Source organism: Flaviaestuariibacter amylovorans (assembly GCF_039541815.1).
In the GTDB taxonomy this organism is placed as follows: Bacteria; Bacteroidota; Bacteroidia; order Chitinophagales; family Chitinophagaceae; genus Flavisolibacter; species Flavisolibacter amylovorans.
In genome coordinates, this window is record NZ_BAABGY010000018.1 from 92728 (window position 1) to 111443 (window position 18716).

Here is an 18716-nt window from a genome sequence, read left to right on the forward strand (position 1 = left end):
AAGACTGCAGCAGTGCAGTCTTTTTTCTTTCAATGGGTGTTGAGTAGTTTTCGGAGAATTGCACCAAAACGAGATCTCAGATCCTACATCCGAGATCTGACATCGGGTGCGTTATCTTCAGCAATAAAGCGACTGCCATGGTGTACCGCGTAACGCTAGAATCGAAGAAGAACAGCCGGGTGGTACTGCTCCTCGTAGTGCTGCTCACGGTAGCGGGTATCGTGGGCCTGGCCATCATTTCCGACCTCTATTTTATCGGCTTCTTCTGGGGCGTCGCGATGCTGCTGTTCGGTACCTGGCTGCTGAAGCGAACGGCCCGTGCAACGAGCGAGTGGTCGCTCGATGAAAGGGGCCTCCTGCTTCGCTGGAACACGCAGCCCGCTTTCTTCCCGGAAGCCGACCTTGACCTGCGCTGGGATTCGGTGGCGGACCTGCGTCCGCTCTGGACCCGCCGCAACGACGCGCATACCCCGAATGCCTACGAGGGTTTTGAGCTCCATCTTGCTTCGGGGGCGGTGCACCGCTTCTATCACCCCCGCTCCGCGCCTCCCGGCGACTTTCCCGCGCTCCTCGGGGCCCTCGCTGCGAAACTCGGGATCCCAGATATGTGATCGCGGATCTGCGATCTGCCAGTCCTCGCCAAAAAGAACCTGAAATCTGAAATCCCACATCTGAAATTCGGCCCCTACATCCGGGATCACCGATCCGAGATCCGAGATCAAAAAGCCCCTCCTGAAGAAGAGGGGCGATCACATTAGGTAGACTTAGTTAGGCAAGCGAGAGCGGTGCGTTCGTAGTATTTCGGGTGTAGTAATGATACGGGAGGCGTTTTGCAGGTGCCCGGGTAAGGGAGCAGTGGAGCATTAATAAAATCTTCGGATACAAAAACAGGACAGGGTATAGGGAACGGATCAGGCTTTTAACCTAGGATTTGGATTCTATTAAGCTGGCCACTGCTGCTTACCGGGAATGCGATCAGTAGAAAGAAGGGCAACGCGCCTGGCGCATGGCCATCCTGTCGCCGGAGATGATATCGTTGAAGCGCCATCCCATCCGAAGGATGGTGGAGAAGAAGGCGTCGGTCTGCTTCGGGTTGCCGCGCTGCTCGCCCACTACGGCCACACGCGTTTGCGGGGCGCCGGGAACGAAGTTCTGGCGGAAGTGTACCTGGTTGGCCATCGCCGTTTGCTCGGGCGTCAGGTAGTTGGCAAAGAGGTTGGCGTCGATGTACTCCGTGCTTACGTCGTCGATGTAGTCGGTAAAGGTCTTGCGGTGCATCACCTCCACGCCGAAGAACAGGTTGTCGTTGACATAGTATTTCACGCCCACGCCCACGGGGATCTCGATCTGGGTGAGCTTATACTCCTTGCGGTTCGGGTATTCCTTCATGCCCTGGCCCTCAGTGCGGAGCGGCTTCAGGTCCACCCACTCGAAAGATCCGTCGGGGCGGTAGAATCTGCCCTGGGGGTTGAAGTTGAACACACCCACGCCGGCGATGCCGTAGGGGCGCACCTTGCCGAGGAGCCCGTCGTAGCGCTCGAAGAACACGGTGGGGGAGAATTCGAAGGCGAGGTATGCCTCCTTGATGTTGCTGCGGAAGTGGAGGTTGCGGTCGCGGCGGGCCTGCTCGTCGCCCTTGCCCTCGCGGATCTGGGCGTCGTCGCCTTCCACGCGGCCCATGTTGGCGGCAACCCGAACGGCGAGCCACTCCTTGATATAATACTGGGCAAAAACGCCCTTGGCCATGTTGACGAGCGGGAAGTTCACGTCCTTCACAAAACGCTTGCCCTGGCCTTTGTTGCCACCAAGATCGCCGAGAAAGAAGAGGGGACCGATGCCGGCACCTACTTCGAGGCGGCCATTAGCCATCGTAACTGATTGTGCCTGAACGGCTGGAGCGGAAAAAGAAAGAAACAGGACCAAAAAAAGCACAGTGACGCGCCCAAAGGGTACAGGTCTTCTCATAAGGAACGGTTTAGGATTTGGATATACCAGGTCGGTAGATCGAAAATATTTGTTCCTTATCTACGAGAAAAACTATTCCTAAAGATTTTCTTAAAATTAAGCACTTGTACTAATGCCGGCTAGTAGGATTACGATAGGGGGTTTCGGGTATTTACGGGCGCAGCATGTAAATGTGCGGGATTCCGTCCTCCAGGTAGGGCTCGCTCACCTGCGCAAAGCCGAACGACTCGTAAAAGGCCTTCAGGTACAACTGGGCGCCAATCCGGATGGGCCCTTCACCAAAAAGTGCGGTGCAGCTACGGATACTTTCGGCCATGAGTAGCCGCCCGGCGCCGGTGCCGCGCGCCGCCGGGTTCGTGACCACGCGCCCGATCGAGGCTTCGGTATAGATCGCCCCCGGCGGTACGAGGCGGGTGTAGGCCGCCAGCTGGCCGCCCGGTGCCGTGCCCTCGTTCATTTGCCAACCCATAAGGTGCTGGCAATCAGCATCCTTGTGGTCAGCGTCCTGGAATACGCAGTTCTGCTCCACCACGAACACCTCGTTGCGCAGCCACAGGATCTCGTACAGCTCAAAGGGAGTAAGTTCCGCAAAGGGTTTCAGGCGCCATTCGATCATAAGGCAAAGAAAGGGTTTAGGAGGTTTAGATGGTTTAGATGGTTTAGGAGGTTTAGAAAGGTTCAGAAGGGTTCAGAAGGGTTCGGGGTGGGCCAGTGATTTAAGCGGTAGTCGTCCGGAAATCAGGAGGCGACCATAGGGAGTTATAGGAAAGGGCCGTCCGAAAACGACCCCTTACTAATAAACAAATAGACCAATAGACAAATAAACTGTCTAGCGCGCCGGCACGGGCACCACCGGGAGGCTTTCATGCCCTTCGGCATCTACCGACTGAACGGCGAAGAAATAGTTGTCCTTGGAGTAGGGGAGGCGCAGCGTCGGCTCCGTCGTATAGAATTTTTTCTGCCACAGGGGCCAGTAGGTTTCCCGCACCAGTACGTAATAGCCCGCGGCGCGGCCGGTGGCGGGCGCCTTCCAGGTGAGCAGCGTGCTGTTGGAGAGGCTGCGCACTTCCACCCGCACGTCCTGCGGCGCAGCCGGTGCTGCCGCCAGGTTGGCGAGCGTGGCCAGGTTTACGGCCGTATTCTTCCGGAGGTATTCGAAGTCCATGAACTCGGCCAGGTCGCCATACACCGTGTCGCGCACCTTCCGCAGGTCCTGGTGCTGGTGGAGGAAGTTCTCGTTCATCTCGGTGAGGCGCACCGCCGCAAAGCCGTTCTGCACAAAAGGCGTATGGTCGCCGCCGCGGAGAAAGCGGTCGTTACGGTACACGAGCACTACCTCCAGGTTGTCGACGTAGCGCTCCCCCGTCTCCTTTACATAACGGGCCAGCTGACGCGGGCGGCCGTCATTCTCGAGGCCGTAGTTGCGAATGTTGCTGAAGGTGCGCCCGGTGTCGGCCACCGAGAAGGCCTCGCTGAACACCCGCAGGCGCGTATTGTCGATGATATTGGTCTCCGAGCTGTTGTTGGAGCCCATGATGTCGTTGTTGAGGAGCGCGTCGATGTTCAGCCCCTGCGCTTTCGCTTTATTGGCCATGAAGGTGGCGCCGAGCAGGCTCTGCTCTTCGCCGCTCACCGCCACGAAGATGATGGTGGCCGGGAAGGAGCGCCGGCTCAGGAGGCGGGCGCACTCCATCACGGCGGCCACGCCGGAGCCGTCGTCGTTGGCGCCGGGCGCGTCGGCCGTGCGGTTCATCACATCGGTGACGCGGCTGTCGAGGTGGCCGGTGATCACGTACACCCGGGTGTCGGCCGGATCGGTGCCCTTCAGCACGGCTACGGCGTTGCCCAGGCTGATGGGCGTGTCTACGCGGCGGCCGTCGGGGCGCAGCGTCGTGCTGTCGAGGTATACGCTCATGCGGCCACCGGAGCCGGCGGCGAAGCGACGGAACTGCTGCAACACCCACTCGCGCGCCGCGCCGATGCCGCGGCGCTTGTCGGTAGTGCTGCTAAGCGTATGGCGCGTTCCGAACGAGACGAGCGCATTTACGTAGGAGCGGAGCGTGTCGGAGGAGACGCCACGGACGAGGCCTTCGATGGCCGGGTCGCGACGCACGATCGTTTGCGCCTGGGCGCCGGTGCCGGCTGCCAGCAGGAGCAGGAAGAGGATGCGGATCAGGGTATTCATGTGCATAAGGATTAAGCCGGGCGTGAATGTACGGTGCGGCCGCCTTTTTTTCGGCCCCGGCACCGTTCGCTGCCGGCTCACCGGTGTAACCTGCGGGCCGCGGCGCGCGTCCAAGCGTTCAAACCAACTACCGATGATGCGTCTTTTTCCCCTCCTGCTCCTGTTGCTCACAGGCGGCAGCCTCCGGGCCCAGGCCCCGGCCACCGACCTGCACCGTACTGTTGCCGCGCTCGACAGCACCTTCTTTGCCGCCTATAACCGCTGCGATATCGCCACGCAGGACTCCTTTTATTCCGACCGCATCGAGTTCTTTCACGACCAGGCCGGCCTCGATACGTCGAAGGCAAGCCTGTTGGCGAAAACCCGCAAGTACATCTGCAATAAGGTGCGGCGCGAGCTGATCCCCGGGAGTATCGAGGTGTCGCCCATCCCGGGCTATGGCGCCGTGGAGCTGGGCATGCACCAGTTCCGGAACAGCGCCGAGCCCGACGCAAAGCCGCGCCCGAGCCGCTTCATGATTGTCTGGAAGCAGGAAGGCGACCGTTGGCGGATTACGAAGGTCATCAGCCTGCATGGATAAACTCAAAAGTCAAAATTCAAAAGTAAAAATGGCTTGCGGACGGATCCCTCACTACCGGGTGCAACCTGGCACTTAAAGGGTCTTTTTGACTTTTGACTTTTGAATTTCGACTTGTTGCGCAGTCATTCAGTTGAAGGCAAAGCGCCGCCTATCTTCGCAGGGCAACCATCTCCTCATGAACACATGGATTTCGCCGAAGCGTGCGGCTTATTTCATCCTTTGCATCCTCGTTGGCAGCATCATCTTTCACGTGTTCGTGCTCGCAGGCTTTATTCCGGCCGGGATTGTATGGGGCGGGCGAGCTGAAGACCTCCACCGCCTGCAGCAGCTCGAATCGGTATCCATCGCCCTCAACGCGCTGATGGCGCTGGCTGTGCTTGGCTATACCGGTACGCTGGGATTTCGCTTTCGCGCACGGGTGCTGCGTCCCTGTTTCTGGGCCATGTTTGTTCTTTTTGCGCTCAACACCGTAGGCAATCTGCTCGCGAAAAGCTCCACCGAGACCACGATCTTCACACCTATCACTGCCCTGCTGGCACTGCTCTGCCTGCGGGTGCTCCTGGGTGGCTTCGCCGAAGAAACCAAAATTCAAAATTCAAAAGTCAAAAATCCTTCCCGTGCGCACCTCAGTGCCGGCCCGGCAAATGGTGGCGTAGGACGCTTTTGAATTTTTACTTTTGAATTTTGACTTGCGTAAGCCGCCAACGACAAAATGTGCGTGAACGTGAGCGGCGACAACCTTATGTGCCGCTTCGACCCGGCGCTGGGGCCGGAAGTGGCGGAACGCCCGGGGTACCTCCCGATGCTGATGAAAGGCAAGCAACTGCGTGGCTACTGCTATGTGGAGCCGCATGGCTTCCGCTCGGCGAAGGACTTTGCCGCCTGGATGACGCTCTGTCTTGATTTCAACGCGCGGGCCAGGTCTTCGAAGAAGAAGACAAAAGCCTGATCCCGTCGCGCTTGCCCCGGCTGCCGTAGGATCGTGCTGCCTACTTTCCGCAAGGGTGGGCCTGCTCCGTTACCTTCGCCGCATGCGCCATCGATCTTCTTGTTGTTCCCTTTCGCTTTTCCTGCTGTTCCTCTTTCTGAGTCCCCGTCTTTTCGCACAGCAGCCGCTTTCCGAGGAAGGGTTTGTTTCCATCAACGGGATCGAGCACTGGGTGACCCTTTCCGGCGATCCGGCAAAGCCGGCGATTTTCTTCCTGCACGGCGGGCCCGGCAGCACCTTCAGCCCGTACGCGAAGAACGTCTACCCCGGGTGGGAGAAGGACTTCCTGCTCGTGCAATGGGACCAGCGCGGCGCCGGGCGGACATTCGGCCGCACCGCCCCGGAGGAGCTGAGTCCCGTATATCTACGTACGCATCGCCTCACCCTCGAACAGATGGCCGCCGATGGCATTGCGCTGACAGAGTACCTGCTGAAGCGGCTGGGCAAGAAAAAGCTGATCCTGTTCGGGACTTCCTGGGGGTCCGTGCTGGGTGTGACGATGGCCGCTGCCCGTCCTGATCTTTATTATGCATGGGTGGGCCACTCCCAGGTGCTGCGCCTCGACACCGACGGGGAGATTTATGAGCAACTGCTGCAGCGCGCGCAGCGCAACGGCGATACCAGCACGGTGCGCCAGCTTGCCGAGCTGGGCCGCCCTCCCTATGCGCGGGCACGAACCGTAGGCGCACTCTGGCGCATCCTCAAAAAGTATGAGCGGGCCAGCTCCGAGCCGGCGCCCGCGCATTGGTTCACGGAAGCTGCGGGCTACGCGCAACCGAAAGACCGGCAGCACCGGGAAGACGGCGACGACTACTCCTTCGTGAACCTGGTGGGCGACAGCGTGCTGGGCGTGCCCGCGATGCGCAGCGGCATCGACTTTACGAACACGCACCTGGGGATCCCGGTATATCTGATCCAGGGCGAGGAAGACATCATGACCCCGAAGGAGCGCACCCGCGCCTGGTTCGACGGGCTGCGTGCGCCTGCCAAAGAATTCATCCTGCTGCCCAGGTCGGCGCACGGCTTCAACGAGCGGGTGGTGGCCGCGCAGTACCGCGTCTTCCGGTCGATCAAGACCGAAGACTGACCCGGCACGGCGCCTGCCGTTGCTCCCCCCTTTGTCGTTTCGACGCGCTTCGCGCTCCGCCGCAGAGCGCGTACCTTAGCCCCCGCCGAAACACAGTACCCATGCGGACCATCGCGATCATTCTGCTCCTGCTACTTTCGTCCGCAGTTGTTCGGGCGCAGGAGGCCCTTACCATCAGCCGGCTCACCGGCGACTTCTACGTGTATGCCACCTATAGCACGTACCAGGGCAAGCGAATCTCCGCCAACGGCATGTACCTGCTTACTTCTGAGGGCGCGGTGTTGTTCGATACGCCCTGGGACACGACGCAGTTTCAGCCCCTGCTCGACAGCATCCGGGCCCGCCACGGGCAGCGCGTGCGGTTCTGCATCGCCACGCACTTCCACGCCGACCGTACCGGCGGGCTGGAGTATTACCGCAGCAGGGGTGTGGCTACCTATACCACGCGGATGACCGATTCGCTGAGCGCGCGGCGCGGGATGAAGCGCGCGGAGCACCTCCTGCACGGCGACAGTAGTTTTACGGTGGGTAGCTACCGCTTCCGGGTTATCTACCCGGGTCCCGGTCATGCGCCCGACAACATCGTTATCTGGTTCCCGCGCGAGCGGGTGCTTTACGGCGGCTGTCTCATCAAAAGCGTCGCTGATTCCGATCTCGGCAACCTGGGCGACGCGAGCCGCAGCCGGTACGCCGGCACGGTGCGTGCCGTACTGGCGGCCTGCCCGTCGGCCCGCTACGTCGTTACCGGGCACAACAGCTGGCAGGACCCGCGCTCTCTCCGCCACACCCTCCGCCTGGCGGAGCGTCTGCGGCGGCAGGCTGGGCGGGAGAAACAGCGAGGTGCCGCAGGCGCCGGCGGCAGGCAACGCCCGAAATCCTAACTTAGCCCAGCCACAACGACCAGCCCGCCATGAACTACTGGAAACACAGTCTACTCTCACGCAAGAAATTCGGCGGGCTCCCCGACGACTATTTTGCCATACACCGCTTCCTCGACAGCAGCAAGCTGTATTTCTACGACATGCGTCACCGCGCCCTGCTCCACCACACCTTCGGCATCGCGCTGTGCACCCGGCGTTTCGGCGAGACCCTCGTCAATGCCGACGGGCGCACCGTGCTCGTACGCGACGTGGCCGCCGAGCACTGCCGCGAAGACCTGATGGGCATCGTGCCCACACTCAACAACTGGTTCCGGAACGTAGACGCGCGGCTTGCGGAAAGCCTGCCGCCCATCGACGTGGCTGACCCGGGGCTGCAGGAATTCCTGCTCGAGCCCTTCCTGATGTCGGGCCTGAAGGCATCGCTCGTGATCACGCACAGCAACTTCGGCGTGCACCTGGCCCGGGAGCTGTTCGGCAGCACCGCGGCCCTGGAACTGGCGCAGCAGCTCGACGGCACCGGCGTGAACGAGCTGCTGCCGCTCATCCGGCTGCAGGAGCGCTGGCAGTATACCCCCGACCTGAAACAATTAAAAGACATCGAGCATGAGCAGGCCTGAGGAACTGCCGGAGCTGCCGGCCGATCATACGCCCGGGACGCAGCCCGAGCTGGAGGCCGACGACCCGAACGAGTACTGGAATCAGCGGCTTGCGGCATTGGAAGCCGAGATCCGCGACCCGCTGTCGGCGCTCCTGCGGAAGGAGCACCGGTTGCGCTTTGCCTGGGAGGCGGGAAACGATGAGGGTGGCATCTACTTTCCCGACGGCGCCCTGTTTGACACACCGTATTACTGGGCGCTGATCCAATACCTGCAGGCACGCCTGTGTATCTCCAATGCCGGTGAGTTCGAGGCAACCGGCCGGGGCATTCTCTTTCTCGACAGCGGATTCGTGCGTGCGAAGTACAGCTCGGAGCTGCGGCACTTCATCGATTACAACGAGGAAACGCAAGAGAGCATTTACAGTGAGCCCGAAAAGGAGGACGAGGACCTGGTCTTGTTCGCCATAGCACCGCTGTAACTCCGCCTCACCGGGCAGTTGCCACCTTCCAACCTCCAAAACCTCTAAAACCTCCAAAACCTCCAAAACCTCTAAAGCCTTCCCCCCCATGAGCCTCTTCCAGAAACTATTCGGTGGCCTGCTCGGCCGCGATAAGACCCCAAAGAACGAATCGATCGAAGACCTGCGCGCCCGCTGGGAGCAGGAAGCCGCTGAGCGCACTGCTGCCGTTGAAGCATCGGTCCGCGGCTGGCTGGTGGATACGCTGCGCCGGCAGCACCGCATCTCCTTCGCCTGGGAAAGCGGTGGCGATGAAGGCTTCATCAACTTCCCTGGCTTCAACAAGGAGGAGGAGGATCGGTACTGCGAGCTCGAAGAGTATCTTATGAACAAGCTGGACATTCCCAGCGCCGGCGAGTTCCAGATGACGGGTCGCGGCACCCTCTTCCTCACCGATGGCGTCGTGCGGGCGAAGTACAGCTCCGAGTACCGCGAAGTGGTGGACTTCGACGAGGTGAAGGACGAAGAGGTTTACGGTGAGCCCGAGGTGGTGGAAGACGACCGTATCCTGTTCGCCGAGTAGTCTCCTTTTCAAACGAGAAAATCATTACGGCCAGTCATACGGCTCTGTCGCTTGCGGCGGCACGGAACCACAGCAACATGGTAGCGCTGCTGCGATAAGTGGTCAGCGGGGGCAGCGGATCGGTCGTCGTTCCCTGCGAAAGCTTTCTGTGGCGATCCCCGGCAGGTTGCGTATATTCAAAGAAGCACGTTTGCCCCACCTTAAAAAATCAGTTTGAACAGAAGCCGGTTCTTACCGGGTCTCCTCACGGCGGTTCCCGCAACCGCATGGGCCGGCTTCAAATCCCTGCCCGGCGACCGAAAAGGGTTCCGGGTGGCGGCCGGCGAAGGCCGGTTGCACGGGCACCTCAGGCTCAAAGGCGTCAACGCCAACATCCTCGACCTGAGGGTCTCCGGAAAGGATGCCAACGGCGCCCTCGCCATCTTCGAGCAGACGGGACTCACCCCGGGCAAGGGCACGCCGCTCCATGTGCACCACCACCAGGGTGAGATCTTCAATGTGGTCGAGGGCGAATAGCACTTCCTGGTAGGTGGGTAGAAGTTCCGCCTCACCGCGGGCGATACGATCTTTCTGCCGCGCAAGGTGCCGCATGGCTGGACGCAGGTAAGCCCGAAAGCAAAGATGAACGTCATTGTACAGCCGGCCGGGAAGCTCGAGGAGTTCTTTGTAACGATGGCGTCACTGCCGGGCGAACCCACAAAAGGGCAGGTAGCCCGGATCTTTGCCGAAAACGGGATGGAGGTGGTAGGCCCGGCGCTGCTGATCGACTAGCACACGGTCACCTTATTCATTTAGGCACCTTCCCGGGCCTTTTTTCCGTGGCGGCAGGCAGCGCCCTTGCTCTCCCGGTCGCTCCATTTTATCCGCCTGCAGTCCCCGCCAGCCCTGCCGCATGGTTTTTGCACTACCGCCCCCGGTGCCTATGTTGCCGAACCCCGCCTTATGTCCATGCAGGAGAATTACCACTTACTCGTAGAGTCGATCCAGGACTATGCGATCTACATGCTCGACCCGCTCGGGCACGTGCTCACCTGGAACGTCGGCGCCCAGCGCTCGAAGGGGTACCAGGAGGCCGAGGTGATCGGGACGCATTTCTCGCGCTTTTTCACCGAGGAGGACAGGGCCACGGGGAAGCCGGGAGCCGAGCTGCGGGCAGCCCTCGAGCAAGGGCGTTACGAAGAGGAGGGTTGGCGCACCCGCAAGGACGGCTCGCGGTTCTGGGCCAACGTTATCCTGACGCCCCTGTATTCGCCGGCCCGGGAACACATCGGCTATGCCAAGATCACCCGCGACCTGACCGAGAAGCGGCGGAGCGAGGAGCTGTACCAGCTGCTGGTGAGCCAGGTGAAGGAATACGCGCTCTTCATGCTCGACGAAGGGGGACACATCCTCACCTGGAACGAGGGCGCCGGGCGCATCAAGGGTTATACGGCACCCGAGATCATCGGGAAGCACTTTTCGATCTTTTATACGCCCGAGGACCTTGCAGCCGGCAAGCCCGCCATGGAGCTCGACGTGGCCGTCAAGGCCGGCAAATACGAGGAGGAAGGCTGGCGCCTGCGCAAGGACGGCTCCCGCTTCTGGGCCAACGTGGTGATCTCGCCCATCTACAAAGACGGGCACATCGGCTTCGCCAAAGTAACCCGCGACCTCACGAAGCGCAGGGAGCTCGACCGCGTGACGCAGGCCAACCGGATCCTCGAGGCGTCGAACAAAGAGCTCGAGCGCTTTGCCGCCATCGCCAGCCACGACCTCAAGGAGCCGCTGCGCAAGATCCGGATGAATGCCGAGCGCGTACTCGGCGACGTGCAGCACCCGCTGTCGGAGCAACAGCAGGTGGCGCTTTCCAAGATCTACGGCGCCTGCGGCCGCATGGCCACCCTCATCGATGATGTGCTCCAGTTCTCCACGCTCTCGCAGGCCGATCATTTTGAGCCCTATTCCCTGCAGGGGGTACTCGCCGACGTGGAGGTGCTGCTGGAGCAGACCATCTCGGAAAAAGGAGCCGTCATCGAGTGCACCGGTCTTCCCGTCCTGCTGATGGTGCCGGCGCAGATGCGGCAGCTGTTCCAGAACCTGGTCTCCAATGCCCTCAAGTTCTCGCGGAAGGAGGAGCGCCCGCTGCTCACGATCACGCAGCGGATCGTGAAGGGCGCAGATGTTTCCGAAAGCGGCCTGTGGCCGGCCGAAGAGTACCTGGAGCTCCGTTTTCGCGACAACGGCATCGGCTTTCCGCAAGAGGCGGCGGAGAAGATCTTCAACCTGTTCGACCGGCTTCACAACAAGGATGCGTACGAGGGCACGGGGCTGGGGCTGGCTATCTGCCGGAAGATCGTGGAGAACCATGGCGGGGTCATCAGCGCGCGGTCGGCGCCGGGGCAGGGCGCCGAGTTCCGGATCCTGCTGCCGGCGTGAGCAGGTGAACGAGGCAAGGGCTAACGTTACCGGTGATGCTGGAAGCGGCTTCCCCGTGCGTTCAATTCAGGATGGAAAATTTTTCATCACCCGAAATTCATTTTTCAGTCCCGCTACTATAAGGCAGCGTTACCACGAAGCAGGCGCCGCGGCCGGCCTCGGCGAACGCGTCGATATGGCCGCCGTGGTTTTCGGCGATCCGCTTGCAGATCGAAAGGCCGATACCGTTGCCTTCGTACGCCTCGCTGCCATGAAGGCGGATGAACAATTCGAAAATATTCTGCGACTGCTCCTGTCCGAACCCGATGCCGTTGTCGCACACCTGCAGCTGCAGATACTGGTCGCGGTGCACGATGGCGTTGCGAAGCCCGGGCCCCAGCCCTTCCTTCGCAACGATCGTTCCTGACATAGTAATCGTCGGCGTCACGCCATCCGTGCGCGCGAACTTCAGCGCATTGCCCAGCAGATTGATCAGCAGCTGCTCGAACTGTGCGGCGATGACTGGTGCCGGGGGCAGGGGCGTGCGCTGTATGTGGACCTTTTTTTCCTGGATCGACTCCGCGAAGAAATTGAGCACCTCGTCGAGAATACGATCGAGGTCTTTTTTTTCGGACGGCAGCTCCTCCTTGACCTGGGAGAGTTCGAGAATATTTTCGAGCAGTGCCACGGTTCGCTTGCAGCCGGCCAGTATTTTGTTGATCAGCGCCTCCTGTTGCGGCGTTTCGGCCCGCAGCATGTGGCAGAACACGGAGATCTTCCGCACGGGCTCCTTGAGGTCGTGGCTGGCTACAAAGGCAAAGCGCTCAAGTTGCTTGTTGGAGGCGGCGAGCAGGCGGCTTGTCTTTTGCTCCTGCTCGTAGGCCCGTCGCTCGGTGAGGTCCTGGATCATCACTACGTAGCCGTCGCCATCGCCGTTGTGCAGCGGGGTGATGATGTAGTTGGCCCAGAATTGGCTGCCGTCCTTCCGCACCTTCCACGACTCCTCCTCGTAGCGGCCGGAACTTGCTTGTTCCAGGTGCCGGAGCACGTCGGTTTCCAGGGCGTTGTCTTCGCGCGGCACGTACAGCAGGGAGAGTGACCTGCCGAGCGCTTCCGCTTCGGTGAAGCCCATGATGCTCTCCGCAGCCTTGCTCCACTGCGCAATTTTTCCGTTCGGGTCGAGCAGGAAGATGGCAAAGCCCGTTACCTCGTTCATTAGAAAGCGGTTGAGCTCGTTGGTCTGCTTGTACCGGCTGATGTCCGATGTGATCTTGGCGAACCCGATGTGGGTGCCATGGTCGTCGAAGATGGGGTGAAGGATGACGTGGGCCCAGAAGCGGGAGCCGTCTTTGCGCAGGCGCCACCATTCTTCTTCGTATTTGCCGGTTTCAAGGGCTTTCCGGATCTCGCGCTCGGGACGTCCATCGGCAAGGTCCTCGGGCCGGAAGAGCATCCGGAAATGCCGGCCCATCACTTCTTCTTCTTCAAAGCCTTTAAGCCGGCGCGCCCCTTCGTTCCAGGAGTTGATGTTGCCTTCGGTGTCCATCATGAAGATGGCGTGCTCGCGGATCGCGTCGAGCAGGAGCTGGTGCTCTTTTTCATTAATGAACGAGTCCATGCCCTGCTTCCACAATAATCCGACCAAGCGCCGTTACGAAATAACTACTGTTTTGAGGGAAATCCTGCAGGCGATCAAAGCGCCGGATCAGAACAGATGCGGCCACTGGGCTCTGGAGCGGTGTGCCTGGTACCGAAGCGGCTTCAGTATCCGTATTTCTCCTGCCAGCGGCTCTTCAGGTACTTGCGCAACTCTTCTTCGCGTGGGGTTTTCCCGGGCATGTAGAACGCCGTTCCTTTGATCTCCTCCGGCAGAAATTCCTGGTCGGCAAAATTCCCTTCGAAGTCGTGTGCATACTTATAGCCCTTGCCATAGCCCATGCGCTTCATGAGCCCGGTGGGCGCGTTGCGCACATGCAGCGGCACTGGTAGGTCGCCTTTTTCCTGCACGGTCCAGATGGCGTCCTCGATGGCCATGTAGGAAGCGTTGCTCTTGTGCGAGGAGGCGAGGTAGGTGCAGCATTGCGCGAGGATGATCCGCGACTCCGGGTAGCCGATCTTGTTGACGGCGTCGAAGCAGGCGTTGGCGAGCACGAGTGCCGTGGGGTTGGCGTTGCCGATGTCTTCGGAGGCGAAGATCACCATGCGGCGGGCGATGAACTTCACGTCCTCGCCTCCTTCCACCATGCGGGCGAGCCAGTAGATGGCGCCGTTGGGATCGGAACCGCGCATGCTCTTGATGAAGGCCGAGATGATGTCGTAGTGCTGCTCGCCGCTCTTATCGTAGAGGGCGATGCGTTGCTGCGCCACCTCCATCACCGCCGCGTCCGTGATCACAATAGGCGTATCGGCCGAAAGCGCGTCCACCACGAGCTCGAAGAGGTTGAGCAGCTTGCGCGCGTCGCCGCCCGAGATGGTGAGCAAGGCCTCGGTTTCCTGCAGGTCGATGCTCCTTCCCTTCAGCCATTCGTCGCGCTCCATCGCCTGCCGCAGCAGGGTCACGAGGTCATCGGGCGCGATGGACTTCAGCACGTACACCTGGCAGCGGCTCAGGAGGGCCGAGTTGACTTCGAAGGAGGGGTTCTCGGTGGTGGCGCCGATGAGGGTGATGGTGCCTTTCTCCACGGCGCCGAGCAGCGCGTCCTGCTGGCTTTTATTGAAGCGGTGGATCTCGTCGATGAAGAGCACCGCGCCGGTAAGCTTCTGTGCCTGGGCGATCACCTCGCGCACTTCCTTTACGCCGGCCGAGATGGCGCTCAGCTGGAAAAAGGGCACGCTGAGGGTATGGGCGATGATGTGGGCGATGGTGGTCTTGCCGGTGCCGGGTGGTCCCCACAGGATCATCGACGGGATGCGGCCGCTTTCAATGGCCTTGCGGAGGATGGAGCCGTCGCCGGTGAGGTGCTGCTGCCCGGCCAGGTCTTCGAGCCGCTCCGGGCGCATGCGTTCTGCTAAGGGTGCCGAGGGATTCATTCCCGAAAGGTACGGGCAGGTAAGGGTTTAGGAGGTTTAGAAGGTTTAGGAGGTTGGCTGGCGCACGCAACTTTCTAAACCGCCTAAACCTTCTAAACCTATTCGTGTGGCCAGGTCTTCAATTCCGAAGCCCGGAAGTCCCACTCGGGTGTTTCGAGCACGGAGCCGAAGCCTGCATCGTACCAGGGGCTCCCGTCGGTGCTGTTTGGGTTTTTCAGGATATGGATCTCCTGGGCGGGCATATAGCTCTGCGCAAGCAGGAAGCGCCGCCCGCCACGCGCGTCCTCCACCACATCCACCACGATCACGGCGTGGCCGGGCGAGCCGCCGCGGATGAACACGTCGCCGATCGCGAGCTCCGCCACCGGCTTTTGCTGCAGCTGCCGGGACAGGGTGAGCGTGCCGGCGTACATATAGACGGCGTCGAGGTATTTGCGGAAGTCGGCATAAGCGGTCGAAGGGGCCGCACTCTTTGTCCAATAGGCGCTGTTGCCCCGCACGCCAATGCGGTAGCCCTGCCGCCATTTGTCGTAAGCAGCCGAAAATCCGTCGGAGAAGCTGAAGGCGATGCGGTCGTATTGTCCCTGCGCATACAGCCACTCGGCGCGCAGGCGCATCACGGCATCGGCACATTGCTGCAGGTCGCGCGTACCCACATCGAGGTCCACCACCGCCGCGTGCACGTGGCGGCCTTTGATGGCGCCGTTATAATAGTGCACGGGGCTGCCTGCCGGCTTCAGCTTCAGTGACCGCAGGTAGGCGCCGAAGGAGCCTGGTGCGGCAGCGCTGCGCGTAAAGCCGGCCGGTGCCGCAAACCGGGTTTCTACGGTGCTGCCGCCGGGTGTGGGGTCATCCTTTGCCGACCGCTCGTCGGTGACGGCAGCACTCATTGCGGGTGCGGCGCTTCCTGAACCGGAGCAGGAGGTCATCAGCACAACGGTGGTCAGCAGGGCTGTTCGGGCAGGCAGCATACGTAAGTGGTTTGCACCGGTGATGCAGCCGCCGCTTTATTCCATAAAAAAAGCGGCGCCGGGCCGCTTTTAATGTGCTTAGTAAACGTAACGCCGCAGGAAGCGCGTTGCCGAGTCCATCGAGCGCCGGATGGTCGAGTCATGCATGAGGTGGAGCTCGTTGGGATAAAACAGGTAGGAGGCCGGAACGCCCTGGGTGCCCAGCTGCGTATGCAGCGCATCGGATTGCCGGTGATGCACCATCGAGTCGAGCCCGCCGTGCACGAGGAAGGTGGGCGGGTTGTGCGGGCCCACGAAGGTTTTGGCGCTCGACTGCTGGTAAAGCACCGGGTTGGTAGCCGGCGAGCCGCCCAGCAGGAACTGCAGGCCGAACTGGAGTTGCGGGGGCTGGTAGTTGTAGAGATCCACCATATCGCTGGGGCCTGCCCAGGCAAGAACGGCCTTCACGGCCACCGGTGTTGCCCGCTTGTAGCTGTGCAGCAACGCGAGCTGTCCGCCCGCACTGTACCCGAGCAGCGCAAACCGGTCCGAGATGTGCCACTGGCTGCGGCGCGCGTAGATGTAGTTGATGGCGGCCTGCACATCGCTTTCCTGCGTCGGGAAGACGTTGGCGGGCGGCTGGGCCAGGCGGTAGTTGATGTTGGCGATGGCCCAATGCGGCAGCAGTTGGCGGATCTGCGGGATGTATGGGTTGAATTCCGACTTGTCGCCCGTGCTCCAGGCCCCGCCGTGGATCATGATCAGCACCGGAGTGCTGCTGTCGGCGCCGCTGGTAGGACGGCCTTCGTTGGTGAAGCGGCCGGCGGGCAGGTATACGTCCATCGACTGGGTTGGATCGGAGCCGTATTTTTCATTCTTCAGGCTGTCGGCCGCCAGGGGAGGCGTGGTCCAGGGGTCCTTCGAATCGCGTTTTGTACAGGCAGTGCCCAATAAAATAGCCGCTGCCGCGGCCAGGAATAATTGCTTCATAGCGTTAGATGGTAGCCTAAAATTAGGGGAAAACGAGGAGGTTTTGGGGGTTCCGGAGGTTTTGGTGGTTTTGGAGGTTTCGACGAGGCAAAGCCTGACAGGATGCCCTCCGAAGTTTCGGAGCAAAGCGCCGGTATTTCAGGTGTTCTCGGAAAAAAGTACTCCTACACGGTTAAACGCCAACCTCCAAACCCCTCCAAAACCAAAAGACCCCGCGCCAGCAGGGTCTTTGCTATTGGTTGTGCTTTTCCAGGAACTCCTCCAGCTTATCGAACGACTTCTTCAGGTTGTTGCCCTGCCAGCCGTGGCGCTCATTGGGATACACCACAAGCTCGTGCGACACCCCGGCGCCCTTCAGCGTGTCGGCCAGTACCCGCGACTGCGAGATGTCCACAACGTTATCCTTGGCGCCGTGGAAGATGAGCGTGGGCGGTACCCCGGGGCGCACGAACGACACGGGGCTTGCATTGCGGTAAACGTCGGGCTGCGTCGAAGGCTTGCTGCCGGTGATCATCTGCAGCGCAATCGGAACGAGCGGGTGCCAGGGCTGGTCGTGCATCCGCTGCAGGTCGGTGGGGCCGAAAAAGTCGACCACGGCGGCGAACTTGGGCGATGGTTGCTTGTAAGCCTGCAGCAGCGCCAGGTGCGCGCCGGCAGAAGCGCCCAGGATCACGAGCTTGTCCGGGTTGATCCCGTACTCCGCCGACTTGCCGGTGATCTGGGCCACCGCGTTGCGGATATCATCCTCCTGCTGGGGCAGCAGGGTAGGGCCACCTACGAGGCGGTAATTGAGGTTGAAGAAGGCGTAGTCGGGAAGGCGCTTCCGGAACGCCTCGATATAGGCCGCGAAGTCGCGTTTGTTGCCGCCGGTCCAGCCGCCGCCGTGCACGAGGATCATGGCCTTCGTAGTGGCCGTGCTGCGGCCCGCGGGCAGGTACACGTCCATACGCTGCAGGGAATCGGTGCCGTAGGCTACGTCGGGAAGAGTGTAAGCGGCCATATGGTTGAGGGCGGGACGGGTGCTTTTGCCGTCCTGGCAGGATTGGAACAGGATCATGGATATCAGGAGGGTAAACAGGGTTCTCATGGGCGTACGTTTCGTACCCCGATAGCGGTCAAAATACATGCCCTGAAGCCCTAGCATTCCGTTAAAGAGGATGTCAGAACTCCGATCGCGGATGTGTGATCTGTTCCTGTTCGAGCATTCCTCCTGGTGACGGGCCTCTTAACATCCGCGGCGGGAGATCTCAGATCCGCGATCCCAGATCTGAGATCTGTTCCTGCTACTACTTTTATCACATTTCCAGTGCCTGCGGCGGCCGGTACATTCGGGCCTCAATGATAACTGCTATGAAGAAGATTCTGGGTGCGGCCAGCCTGCTGCTGGCGCTCACGGCCTGCAAAAAGAACAGCTCCGACGACACGAGCCGGACCGATGGAAACAACAACAGTGGGAGCTTCTCGCCACCCACCACAAGCTACTGGAAGATAAAGAACGCCGATCACATGGCGAGCGCCGACGGCGTGCAGGTGAACCTGTCCGGAAGCAGCATGGGGCTGGCGAAGCGCTTCGACGCGCTGGGCTACAACTATTGCCACCTGCATGCGTTCTTCAGCGGCAACCCCGAGTCCCAGGTTCGCGCCGCGGTTCCGGAGGGCGGCTACAAGGCCTATCCCATCACCCGTACCAACTACACGGGCCCCGACAGTATCCACGTTGAATTTTCCGTCGACGACATGAACAGCGCCAGCCAGGGCAACTACTTTTTCCGCGCAACCGGCGGGCGGGTCTATGTATCGAAACACAATGGCAAGCTGCGCTATACCTCCGACGGCACGCTGCAGGCCGAGGGCGTCAAGTATCCCAACATGCAGGCGTATAGCTACACATCCAACACGAGCTTCAGCCTGGTGCAACCCTAACGGGGATCGCAGATCTCGGATCTCGGATGTGTGATCTGTTCCGGATGGAAAACTCTTTCTGCCTTCGATCTTGCAAAAAAGTGAAGGTGGCGATCGTAATGCCT

The 18716-nt window shown here is 60.8% G+C and carries 21 protein-coding genes; 13 read left to right on the forward strand and 8 right to left on the reverse strand.

The features are described from left to right. Positions 1–137 precede the first annotated feature (137 nt). Positions 138–611 (forward strand): hypothetical protein, encoded by a 474-nt coding sequence (locus ABD937_RS22200; RefSeq protein WP_345258196.1) that lies wholly within the window; start codon positions 138–140, stop codon positions 609–611. Positions 612–975: 364 nt separating this feature from the next. Here ABD937_RS22200 and ABD937_RS22205 read toward each other — a convergent pair whose 3' ends face one another. The 3 genes from ABD937_RS22205 to ABD937_RS22215 form a co-directional block, all read right to left on the reverse strand. Continuing rightward, positions 976–1965 carry an outer membrane beta-barrel protein gene (locus ABD937_RS22205; protein ID WP_345258197.1) on the reverse strand — a complete coding sequence of 330 codons (990 nt, stop codon included), beginning with the start codon at positions 1963–1965 and terminating at the stop codon, positions 976–978. Between the two features lie 151 nt (positions 1966–2116). Then, positions 2117–2581 (reverse strand): GNAT family N-acetyltransferase, encoded by a 465-nt coding sequence (locus ABD937_RS22210; RefSeq protein WP_345258198.1) that lies wholly within the window; start codon positions 2579–2581, stop codon positions 2117–2119. Positions 2582–2794: 213 nt separating this feature from the next. Further along, positions 2795–4150, reverse strand: coding sequence for a M20/M25/M40 family metallo-hydrolase (locus tag ABD937_RS22215; RefSeq protein WP_345258199.1), 1356 nt, complete (start codon positions 4148–4150; stop codon positions 2795–2797). A 133-nt stretch (positions 4151–4283) separates the two neighbouring features. Between ABD937_RS22215 and ABD937_RS22220 the strand changes: the two genes are divergently transcribed. The 11 genes from ABD937_RS22220 to ABD937_RS22270 all read left to right on the forward strand — a co-directional run bounded on the left by ABD937_RS22220 (position 4284) and on the right by ABD937_RS22270 (position 11740). Further along, positions 4284–4730: a nuclear transport factor 2 family protein gene (locus ABD937_RS22220; RefSeq protein ID WP_345258201.1), complete on the forward strand. Its 447-nt coding sequence runs from the start codon at positions 4284–4286 to the stop codon at positions 4728–4730. Positions 4731–4905: 175 nt separating this feature from the next. Further along, entirely contained in the window at positions 4906–5397 is a 492-nt protein-coding gene (locus ABD937_RS22225) for a hypothetical protein (protein WP_345258202.1), read from the forward strand. 45 nt (positions 5398–5442) lie between these two features. After that, positions 5443–5679: a TfoX/Sxy family protein gene (locus tag ABD937_RS22230; RefSeq protein ID WP_345258203.1), complete on the forward strand. Its 237-nt coding sequence runs from the start codon at positions 5443–5445 to the stop codon at positions 5677–5679. 82 nt (positions 5680–5761) lie between these two features. After that, complete coding sequence (locus tag ABD937_RS22235; protein WP_345258204.1) at positions 5762–6805, forward strand: alpha/beta fold hydrolase; 1044 nt, start codon at positions 5762–5764, stop codon at positions 6803–6805. A gap of 101 nt (positions 6806–6906) precedes the next feature. Beyond that, a complete protein-coding gene (gene bla / locus ABD937_RS22240) occupies positions 6907–7686 on the forward strand; it encodes a subclass B1 metallo-beta-lactamase (protein WP_345258205.1) in 780 nt (259 codons plus the stop codon). A 29-nt stretch (positions 7687–7715) separates the two neighbouring features. Then, positions 7716–8303: a DUF6915 family protein gene (locus tag ABD937_RS22245; protein WP_345258206.1), complete on the forward strand. Its 588-nt coding sequence runs from the start codon at positions 7716–7718 to the stop codon at positions 8301–8303. After that, positions 8290–8763, forward strand: coding sequence for a hypothetical protein (locus tag ABD937_RS22250; RefSeq protein WP_345258207.1), 474 nt, complete (start codon positions 8290–8292; stop codon positions 8761–8763). The genes ABD937_RS22245 and ABD937_RS22250 overlap by 14 nt, the downstream gene beginning before the upstream one ends. 88 nt (positions 8764–8851) lie before the next feature. Next, complete coding sequence (locus tag ABD937_RS22255; RefSeq protein WP_345258208.1) at positions 8852–9325, forward strand: hypothetical protein; 474 nt, start codon at positions 8852–8854, stop codon at positions 9323–9325. A 213-nt stretch (positions 9326–9538) separates the two neighbouring features. After that, positions 9539–9841: a cupin domain-containing protein gene (locus ABD937_RS22260; protein WP_345258209.1), complete on the forward strand. Its 303-nt coding sequence runs from the start codon at positions 9539–9541 to the stop codon at positions 9839–9841. A gap of 105 nt (positions 9842–9946) precedes the next feature. Beyond that, positions 9947–10096, forward strand: coding sequence for a hypothetical protein (locus ABD937_RS22265; RefSeq protein ID WP_345258210.1), 150 nt, complete (start codon positions 9947–9949; stop codon positions 10094–10096). A 171-nt stretch (positions 10097–10267) separates the two neighbouring features. Further along, a complete protein-coding gene (locus ABD937_RS22270) occupies positions 10268–11740 on the forward strand; it encodes a sensor histidine kinase (protein WP_345258211.1) in 1473 nt (490 codons plus the stop codon). A 97-nt stretch (positions 11741–11837) separates the two neighbouring features. Here the strand turns inward: ABD937_RS22270 and ABD937_RS22275 are convergent, their stop codons facing one another. The 5 genes from ABD937_RS22275 to ABD937_RS22295 all read right to left on the reverse strand — a co-directional run bounded on the left by ABD937_RS22275 (position 11838) and on the right by ABD937_RS22295 (position 17776). Then, the gene (locus ABD937_RS22275; protein WP_345258212.1) at positions 11838–13364 is read right to left on the reverse strand and encodes a sensor histidine kinase; all 1527 of its coding nucleotides are present in this window, start codon (positions 13362–13364) and stop codon (positions 11838–11840) included. Between the two features lie 116 nt (positions 13365–13480). Next, positions 13481–14749 carry a replication-associated recombination protein A gene (locus ABD937_RS22280; protein WP_345258213.1) on the reverse strand — a complete coding sequence of 423 codons (1269 nt, stop codon included), beginning with the start codon at positions 14747–14749 and terminating at the stop codon, positions 13481–13483. A gap of 98 nt (positions 14750–14847) precedes the next feature. Continuing rightward, positions 14848–15720, reverse strand: coding sequence for a DUF4846 domain-containing protein (locus tag ABD937_RS22285; RefSeq protein WP_345258215.1), 873 nt, complete (start codon positions 15718–15720; stop codon positions 14848–14850). A 78-nt stretch (positions 15721–15798) separates the two neighbouring features. After that, complete coding sequence (locus tag ABD937_RS22290) at positions 15799–16689, reverse strand: prolyl oligopeptidase family serine peptidase (RefSeq protein WP_345258216.1); 891 nt, start codon at positions 16687–16689, stop codon at positions 15799–15801. A 232-nt stretch (positions 16690–16921) separates the two neighbouring features. After that, on the reverse strand, positions 16922–17776 hold the full coding sequence (locus ABD937_RS22295; RefSeq protein ID WP_345258217.1) for a prolyl oligopeptidase family serine peptidase: 855 nt from the start codon (positions 17774–17776) through the stop codon (positions 16922–16924). A gap of 263 nt (positions 17777–18039) precedes the next feature. On the opposite strand from ABD937_RS22295, the gene ABD937_RS22300 reads away from it, so the two are divergent. Next, on the forward strand, positions 18040–18612 hold the full coding sequence (locus ABD937_RS22300) for a hypothetical protein (protein ID WP_345258219.1): 573 nt from the start codon (positions 18040–18042) through the stop codon (positions 18610–18612). Positions 18613–18716: the final 104 nt, after the last annotated feature.

What these genes read in the sequence shown, in the direction of transcription:
- ABD937_RS22215 (WP_345258199.1), bottom strand. Translation starts at nt 4,150, where the DNA reads ATGAATACCCTGATCCGCATCCTCTTCCTGCTCCTGCTGGCAGCCGGC.
- bla (WP_345258205.1), top strand. Translation starts at nt 6,907, where the DNA reads ATGCGGACCATCGCGATCATTCTGCTCCTGCTACTTTCGTCCGCAGTT.
- ABD937_RS22300 (WP_345258219.1), top strand. Translation starts at nt 18,040, where the DNA reads ATGAAGAAGATTCTGGGTGCGGCCAGCCTGCTGCTGGCGCTCACGGCC.
- ABD937_RS22200 (WP_345258196.1), top strand. Translation starts at nt 138, where the DNA reads ATGGTGTACCGCGTAACGCTAGAATCGAAGAAGAACAGCCGGGTGGTA.
- ABD937_RS22230 (WP_345258203.1), top strand. Translation starts at nt 5,443, where the DNA reads ATGTGCGTGAACGTGAGCGGCGACAACCTTATGTGCCGCTTCGACCCG.
- ABD937_RS22235 (WP_345258204.1), top strand. Translation starts at nt 5,762, where the DNA reads ATGCGCCATCGATCTTCTTGTTGTTCCCTTTCGCTTTTCCTGCTGTTC.
- ABD937_RS22220 (WP_345258201.1), top strand. Translation starts at nt 4,284, where the DNA reads ATGATGCGTCTTTTTCCCCTCCTGCTCCTGTTGCTCACAGGCGGCAGC.
- ABD937_RS22285 (WP_345258215.1), bottom strand. Translation starts at nt 15,720, where the DNA reads ATGCTGCCTGCCCGAACAGCCCTGCTGACCACCGTTGTGCTGATGACC.
- ABD937_RS22225 (WP_345258202.1), top strand. Translation starts at nt 4,906, where the DNA reads ATGAACACATGGATTTCGCCGAAGCGTGCGGCTTATTTCATCCTTTGC.
- ABD937_RS22245 (WP_345258206.1), top strand. Translation starts at nt 7,716, where the DNA reads ATGAACTACTGGAAACACAGTCTACTCTCACGCAAGAAATTCGGCGGG.
- ABD937_RS22205 (WP_345258197.1), bottom strand. Translation starts at nt 1,965, where the DNA reads ATGAGAAGACCTGTACCCTTTGGGCGCGTCACTGTGCTTTTTTTGGTC.
- ABD937_RS22265 (WP_345258210.1), top strand. Translation starts at nt 9,947, where the DNA reads ATGAACGTCATTGTACAGCCGGCCGGGAAGCTCGAGGAGTTCTTTGTA.
- ABD937_RS22280 (WP_345258213.1), bottom strand. Translation starts at nt 14,749, where the DNA reads ATGAATCCCTCGGCACCCTTAGCAGAACGCATGCGCCCGGAGCGGCTC.
- ABD937_RS22250 (WP_345258207.1), top strand. Translation starts at nt 8,290, where the DNA reads ATGAGCAGGCCTGAGGAACTGCCGGAGCTGCCGGCCGATCATACGCCC.
- ABD937_RS22295 (WP_345258217.1), bottom strand. Translation starts at nt 17,776, where the DNA reads ATGAGAACCCTGTTTACCCTCCTGATATCCATGATCCTGTTCCAATCC.
- ABD937_RS22290 (WP_345258216.1), bottom strand. Translation starts at nt 16,689, where the DNA reads ATGAAGCAATTATTCCTGGCCGCGGCAGCGGCTATTTTATTGGGCACT.
- ABD937_RS22255 (WP_345258208.1), top strand. Translation starts at nt 8,852, where the DNA reads ATGAGCCTCTTCCAGAAACTATTCGGTGGCCTGCTCGGCCGCGATAAG.
- ABD937_RS22210 (WP_345258198.1), bottom strand. Translation starts at nt 2,581, where the DNA reads ATGATCGAATGGCGCCTGAAACCCTTTGCGGAACTTACTCCCTTTGAG.
- ABD937_RS22270 (WP_345258211.1), top strand. Translation starts at nt 10,268, where the DNA reads ATGTCCATGCAGGAGAATTACCACTTACTCGTAGAGTCGATCCAGGAC.